Raw genomic sequence first — 6,335 nt, forward strand, 5'->3', positions numbered from 1 at the left:
ATGCGGCTGTATCGAGACCAGGCGGTTGTACTGCGCCAGCACAAGCTCGGCGAAGCCGACCGGATCGTCACCCTACTGACCCGCGAGCACGGGCTGGTTCGCGCAGTGGCCAAGGGCGTGCGCCGCACCCGCAGCAAATTCGGCGCTCGGCTGGAGCCCTTCGCGCACATCGACGTCCAACTGCACCCGGGCCGCAACCTGGACATCGTCACCCAGGTGGTGGCGATCGACTCGTTCGCCACTGACATCGTCAACGACTACGGCCGGTACACCTGCGGGTGCGCCATGCTGGAAACCGCCGAACGCCTCGCCGGCGAGGAGCGGGCACCCATCCCGGCCCTGCACCGGCTCACGGTGAGCGCGCTGCGGGCGGTGGCCGACGGGCACCGTCCCCGCGACCTGCTGCTGGACGCCTACCTGCTGCGCGCCATGGGTGTCGCGGGGTGGGCGCCGGCGCTGGTCGAGTGCGCTCGGTGCGCCACGCCCGGGCCGCACCGAGCGTTTCACATCGCCGCCGGAGGCAGCGTCTGCGCGCACTGCCGTCCGGCCGGTTCCACCACCCCGCCGCCGGGGGTGCTGGACCTGATGTGCGCGTTGCACGACGGCGACTGGGAGGCTGCCCAGGTGGCGCCGCAGTCACAGCGCAGCCATGTCAGCGGACTGGTGGCCGCGCACCTGCAATGGCACCTGGAGCGGCAGCTCAAAACGCTGCCACTGGTCGAGCGGACGTACCGGGTCGACCGCACGGTCGCCGACCTGCGCGCGGCAACAGCCCGGCAGGACCTGGCCTGTGGCTAAAAAAGCCGACAGCACGGCGAAGCCGATCGACTTCCCTCAGTTGCCACCCGCCCCCGACGACTACCCGGTCTTCCCCGACACGTCGAGGTGGCCGGTCGACTTCCCCGAGTTGCCGCCTCCGCCCGGCGGCGGTCCGCGCAGGCCCCCCCAGCACGTTTCGAAGGCGGCCGCGCCGCGAATACCGGCCGACCGGCTGCCCAACCATGTCGCGATCGTGATGGACGGCAACGGCCGCTGGGCCACCCAACGCGGGCTCCACCGTACCGATGGGCACAAGATGGGCGAGGCTGTGGTGATCGACATTGCTTGCGGCGCAATCGAACTCGGTATCAAGTGGCTCAGCCTTTACGCATTCTCCACCGAGAACTGGAAGCGCTCGCCCGAGGAAGTCCGGTTTCTGATGGGTTTCAACCGGGACGTGGTGCGACGGCGCCGCGAAAACCTCAACGAGATGGGCGTCCGGATCCGGTGGGTGGGGTCGCGGCCGCGGTTGTGGCGCAGCGTCATCAACGAACTGGCGATCGCCGAGGCGATGACGGACGGGAATGACGTCATCACCGTCAACTACTGCGTCAACTACGGTGGTCGGACCGAAATCGCTGCAGCAGCAAAGGAAATCGCTCGTGAGGCGGCCGCGGGCCGGCTGAACCCGGATCGCGTCACCGAGTCCACGGTCGCCCGCCACCTGCAGCGGCCCGACATCCCCGATGTCGACCTGTTCCTGCGGACGTCGGGGGAGCAGCGCGCCAGCAACTTCATGCTGTGGCAGGCGGCCTACGCCGAGTACATCTTTTCCGACAAGCTGTGGCCCGATTACGACCGCCGCGACTTGTGGGCAGCTTGCGAGGAATATGCTTCTCGCAACCGGCGATTCGGGAGTGCCTGATTCGGGAGTGTTCAGTGGCGTCATTGCAGGAGCGTCTGGAGTCCGTCCTCGTCGACGTCGTTCCCGCTGACGAGGAACCCGATGGTGCGCTGACGGTCCGCCACGGAGGCACCATCGCGTCGTTGCGGGTGGTCAACATCGCCGAGGACCTCGACCTGGTCTCGCTCACCCAGGTGCTGGCGTGGGATCTGCCGCTCACCGAGAAGGTCGCCGACCAGGTGGCCAGGCAGGCTCGGGACAGCAACTTCGGCAGCGTGACGTTGGTGGAGAAAGCGAACGCCAAACCGGTGCAGCACAATTCCGGCAAGGACGCGGTCAAGAGCGCCGACGTGATCATGCGGTACAACTTCCCCGGCGCCGGTCTGACCGACGACGCCCTGCGCACCCTGGTCCTGCTGGTGCTCGACACCGGCGCCGAGATGGCCCGCCAACTGGCGTCCTGAACGGTCAGGACCTGCACTCCGAGCACAGGCCGAAGATCTCGATGGTGTGGCTGACGTCGGAGAAGCCGTGCTTGGCGGCCACTTCGGCAGCCCACTGTTCGACCTCGTGGTCGCCGACCTCGATCGTGGAGCCGCAGTTGCGGCACACCAGATGGTGGTGATGGTGTTCCGAGCACCTGCGGTAGACCGACTCGCCGGTGTCGGTGCGCAGCGTGTCGACCATCCCCGCCGCCGCCATCGACTGCAGCGCCCGGTACACGGTCGTCAGCCCGATGTTCTCGCCGCGGCGCCGTAGCTCGTCGTGCAACTCCTGCGCCGAGCGGAATTCGTCGAGGGTTTCCAGCAGGGAGGAGATGGCCGCTCGTTGCCGGGTGGAGCGCACACTGGGTCCGGTCATGCGTCTTCGCCGGCGTGGGCGACGGCGTCGACGACGATGTGCGCCAGGTGGTGGTCGGCGAGCCGGTACATCACTTCTCGGCCCGCGCGCTCGCCGGTCACCACGCCCGCCGCCTTGAGGATCTTCAGGTGCTGGCTGACCAGCGGTTGTGGCACGCCCAGTGCGTCGACCAACTCGTGGACGCAGCGGTGGGATTCGCGCAGCTGCAACACGATGGCGATCCGCACGGGCGCGGCCAGCGCGCGCAGCAGTTCGCCGGCGGCGTCGAGGATCTCCCGCGGGGGCGGCACCGGGTACCCGGCGAACGCGTCGTGCTCACCGGGGCCGGCCGGGCCGTGCTCGTGGACGGCCAGACCCAGCTCGGGTCCGCTGTCGCCGTCGGCGGCCGTCGGCGTGCGGGAGGACGTCGCCATGGTGGAGTGATCACCTCGAGAAGTGACGGAAATCGGGACAGCTGACCGCGGTCCCGACGGTACGGCCAGTCTCCACTGTCACATGCATGATGACGCATGTCAAAGACCGGGAGGCCGGTGGATACCATGACTGCAGTTTTGTCCGCGGCGGATCCTCGCCGCACGTGTCTTCCCCGATCCGAGAAGGAGTGCACCGCGCCGTGGCGTCCGTCATCGACACCGTAGTGAACCTCGCCAAACGGCGGGGCTTCGTCTATCCCTCGGGCGAGATCTACGGCGGCACCAGGTCGGCGTGGGATTACGGGCCGCTGGGTGTGGAGCTCAAGGAGAACATCAAGCGGCAGTGGTGGCACTCGGTGATCACCGGCCGTGACGATGTGGTGGGTCTGGACTCCTCGATCATCCTGCCGCGACAGGTCTGGGTGGCCTCCGGCCACGTCGAGGTGTTCCACGATCCGCTGGTCGAATGTCTCAACTGCCACCACCGGCACCGCCAGGACCACATGCAGGAGGCCTATGTGGCCAAGAACGCGGCGAAAAAAGATCTCCCGTCCCCCGACTCGGTGCCGATGAGCGAGATCACCTGCCCGGACTGCGGCACCAAGGGCCAGTGGACCGAGCCGCGCGAGTTCAACATGATGCTCAAGACCCACCTCGGGCCGATCGAGACCGAGGAGGGGGTGCACTATCTGCGGCCGGAGACCGCGCAGGGCATCTTCGTCAACTTCGTCAACGTGATGACGACGGCCCGCAAGAAGCCGCCGTTCGGGATCGGGCAGATCGGCAAGAGCTTCCGCAACGAGATCACCCCGGGCAACTTCATCTTCCGGACCCGCGAGTTCGAACAGATGGAGATGGAGTTTTTCGTCGAGCCGTCGACCGCCAAAAAGTGGCACCAGTACTGGATCGACACCCGCCGGCAGTGGTACGTCGACCTCGGCATCGATCCGCAGAACCTTCGGCTCTACGAACACCCCGCCGAAAAGCTGTCCCACTACTCCGACCGCACCGTCGACATCGAGTACAAGTTCGGCTTCGCCGGCAACCCGTGGGGTGAACTCGAGGGCGTGGCGAACCGGACCGACTTCGACCTGTCCACCCACGCGAAGCACTCCGGCGTGGACCTGTCGTTCTACGACCAGGCCACCGACGCGCGCTACACCCCGTACGTCATCGAGCCCGCGGCCGGGCTGACCCGGTCGTTCATGGCGTTCCTGATCGACGCCTACACCGAGGACGAGGCCCCCAACGCCAAGGGCGGGATGGACAAGCGGACGGTGCTTCGGCTGGACGCGCGGCTGGCGCCGGTCAAGGCGGCGGTGCTGCCGCTGTCGCGGCACGCCGACCTGAGCCCCAAGGCCCGCGACCTGGCCGCCGAGCTGCGCACGTGCTGGACCATCGACTTCGACGACGCCGGCGCCATCGGCCGCCGCTATCGGCGCCAGGACGAGGTCGGCACGCCGTACTGCGTGACGGTGGACTTCGACTCCCTGCAGGACGGCGCCGTGACCGTGCGCGAGCGCGACTCCATGACGCAGGAGCGGGTCGCGATGACTGCCGTCGTCGACTACCTGGCGGTGCGACTCAAGGCGTGCCGGTGATTGTGCCCGCGGCGGTCCTTCGCGTGCGTGCCTGATCGCCTTTGCCGCCGGGTCGCGGCGATCCGTTCAGTGGCGCTCCGAGTCGGCGTCGGAGGGGAATTCTGACCAGGTTCACCCGGATTTTCTTCTGGCGTCATTGTCGCTTTACCGGGCACGGTAGTTGGCACGGTTGCGCAGTCGGGCGGACGAGTGATCGGGAGCTGCCGGAGGTCGGTGCGTCGGTTTAAAAGTTTGGAGAAAGCATGGGTTTTTGCTCGGGAAGTGCTCTACGCTCTATCCATGGCGGTCGGGCACCATCGGCCGTCGCGCAATGACAGTGGAATCTGATTGGTCATCGAAGCCGTTGATCGGCTGAATGTGGTGGGGTGTAGATGTTTCCTTCGTTTCCGTGGTTGCCGCCGGAGATCAATTCGGCGCTGATGTTTTCGGGTGCGGGATCCGGGCCCCTGTTCACGGCATCTTCGGCGTGGAGCAACTTGGCCGCCGACCTGTCCGGCGCGGCCTCGTCCTTCAACTCGGTGGTGACGGGGATGTCCAACGGAGCATGGGCGGGTCCGGCGTCGATGTCGATGGCCGCGGCGGCGGTGCCCTACGTGAGCTGGCTGAACGCGGCCGCGGCGCAGGCCGAGGCGGCGGGCGCGCAGGCGCTGGCGGCCGCGTCGGGCTTCGAGACGGCGCTGGCGGCGACGGTGACCCCGGCGGCCGTGACGGCGAACCGCAGCCAGCTCGCGACGCTGGTGGCGACGAACTTCCTGGGTCAGAACACGCCGGCGATCTTCGCCACCGAGTTCGAGTACGTGGAGATGTGGGCCCAGGACGTGGCCGCCATGTTCGGCTACCACGGGGCGGCGACCGCGGCGGCGGCCATGCTGCCGGCGTTCAGTGCGCCGCCTAATCTGCTGGCCGGCCTCTCGAGCCTGGGGGGCGTGCTCACGGCCCCGCTGACCGGGATGGCCTCGTCGTTGGGCTCGGCCGGAAGTGCGGTGATGTCCAGTGGGGTGCTGGCGCCGGTGACGGGTGTGATCTCCTCGCTGGAGGCGAACCCAGCGTTGCTGTCGGTGGCCGAGATGGGCATGTACCCGCTCAGCATGATGATGTCGCCGATGATGATGCTGGCCAACATGGCAATGCGCGGCGGGGCCGGAGCCGGGGTCGGGGCGGGTGCTGCCGCATCGCTGGCCGGTGCTCCCAAATTCGTCGGCGACGTGACCCCCAAGGGCTTGGGCGGCGCCGGTCTGGGCGGCCTGGGAGCGGCGTCGGCCGGCCTGAGCAAGGCGCGTCTGGTCGGAGCGATGTCGGTGCCGCCGACGTGGCAGGGGTCGTCGCCGGCGCGCATGGTCAGCGCGGCGATGTCGGGTGTGGGCGCCGAAATGCCCGCCGGTGCTGCGGCCGCCATGCCGGCTGGTGGCGGTGGCGGCATGCCCATGATGCCGATGCCGATGGGCGGAGCGGGTGCCGCCGCGGGCGGCATGCCGCTGGGACGCGGCGGGGCCAGCCCGAATCACGTGACCCAGTCCCGGCCGAGCGTCATCCCGCGCACCGGGGTCGGATAAACCGCAGAGTTGGCTGCCGTCGCGCGCCGCAAGCTGCGGCGTGGTGCGGGGTGAGTGAAATGTTGACGTGAAAGGAACCGAACGTGGCTACACGTTTTTTGACTGATCCGCATGAGATGCGGGCGATGGCGGGTCGTTTCGAGACCCATGCGCAGACGGTGGAGGATGAGGCCCGCAAGATGTGGGCGTCGTCGATGAACATCGCCGGTGCGGGCTGGAGTGGGCAGGCGCAGGCCACGTCGTA

8 protein-coding genes are annotated in these 6,335 nt (G+C 68.0%); 6 read left to right on the plus strand and 2 right to left on the minus strand.

The window, feature by feature from the left end:
• The 3 genes from recO to AC2VOK_RS15105 form a co-directional block, all read left to right on the plus strand.
• Window positions 1–798 (plus strand): DNA repair protein RecO (recO, locus tag AC2VOK_RS15095; protein ID WP_428901208.1); only part of this gene is annotated, 798 nt, incomplete at its 5' end.
• Complete coding sequence (locus AC2VOK_RS15100) at window positions 791–1,684, plus strand: decaprenyl diphosphate synthase (protein ID WP_428901209.1); 894 nt, start codon at window positions 791–793, stop codon at window positions 1,682–1,684. The genes recO and AC2VOK_RS15100, both read left to right, overlap by 8 nt.
• Before the next feature lie 14 nt (window positions 1,685–1,698).
• Window positions 1,699–2,127 carry a hypothetical protein gene (locus tag AC2VOK_RS15105; RefSeq protein WP_428901210.1) on the plus strand — a complete coding sequence of 143 codons (429 nt, stop codon included), beginning with the start codon at window positions 1,699–1,701 and terminating at the stop codon, window positions 2,125–2,127.
• Window positions 2,128–2,131: 4 nt separating this feature from the next.
• On the opposite strand, the gene AC2VOK_RS15110 is transcribed toward AC2VOK_RS15105, so the two are convergent.
• Together AC2VOK_RS15110 and AC2VOK_RS15115 are read right to left on the minus strand one after the other, a co-directional pair.
• The gene (locus AC2VOK_RS15110; RefSeq protein WP_428901211.1) at window positions 2,132–2,524 is read right to left on the minus strand and encodes a Fur family transcriptional regulator; all 393 of its coding nucleotides are present in this window, start codon (window positions 2,522–2,524) and stop codon (window positions 2,132–2,134) included.
• Entirely contained in the window at window positions 2,521–2,937 is a 417-nt protein-coding gene (locus AC2VOK_RS15115) for an ArsR/SmtB family transcription factor (protein WP_428901212.1), read from the minus strand. Before AC2VOK_RS15115 ends, AC2VOK_RS15110 begins: the two co-directional genes overlap by 4 nt.
• A 188-nt stretch (window positions 2,938–3,125) precedes the next feature.
• Between AC2VOK_RS15115 and AC2VOK_RS15120 the strand changes: the two genes are divergently transcribed.
• The 3 genes from AC2VOK_RS15120 to AC2VOK_RS15130 all read left to right on the plus strand — a co-directional run.
• Window positions 3,126–4,538 carry a glycine--tRNA ligase gene (locus AC2VOK_RS15120; RefSeq protein WP_428901214.1) on the plus strand — a complete coding sequence of 471 codons (1,413 nt, stop codon included), beginning with the start codon at window positions 3,126–3,128 and terminating at the stop codon, window positions 4,536–4,538.
• 371 nt (window positions 4,539–4,909) lie between these two features.
• Complete coding sequence (locus AC2VOK_RS15125; protein WP_428901213.1) at window positions 4,910–6,091, plus strand: PPE family protein; 1,182 nt, start codon at window positions 4,910–4,912, stop codon at window positions 6,089–6,091.
• An 83-nt stretch (window positions 6,092–6,174) separates the two neighbouring features.
• Window positions 6,175–6,335, plus strand: a 161-nt coding sequence (locus AC2VOK_RS15130; RefSeq protein WP_428901215.1) for a WXG100 family type VII secretion target, incomplete at its 3' end; no start/stop codon positions are given.

This window comes from Mycobacterium sp. TH-M116, assembly GCF_057473685.1.

Coding starts and splice junctions, on each gene's coding strand:
- AC2VOK_RS15110 (WP_428901211.1), bottom strand. CDS start 2,524: ATGACCGGACCCAGTGTGCGCTCCACCCGGCAACGAGCGGCCATCTCC.
- AC2VOK_RS15115 (WP_428901212.1), bottom strand. CDS start 2,937: ATGGCGACGTCCTCCCGCACGCCGACGGCCGCCGACGGCGACAGCGGA.
- AC2VOK_RS15125 (WP_428901213.1), top strand. CDS start 4,910: ATGTTTCCTTCGTTTCCGTGGTTGCCGCCGGAGATCAATTCGGCGCTG.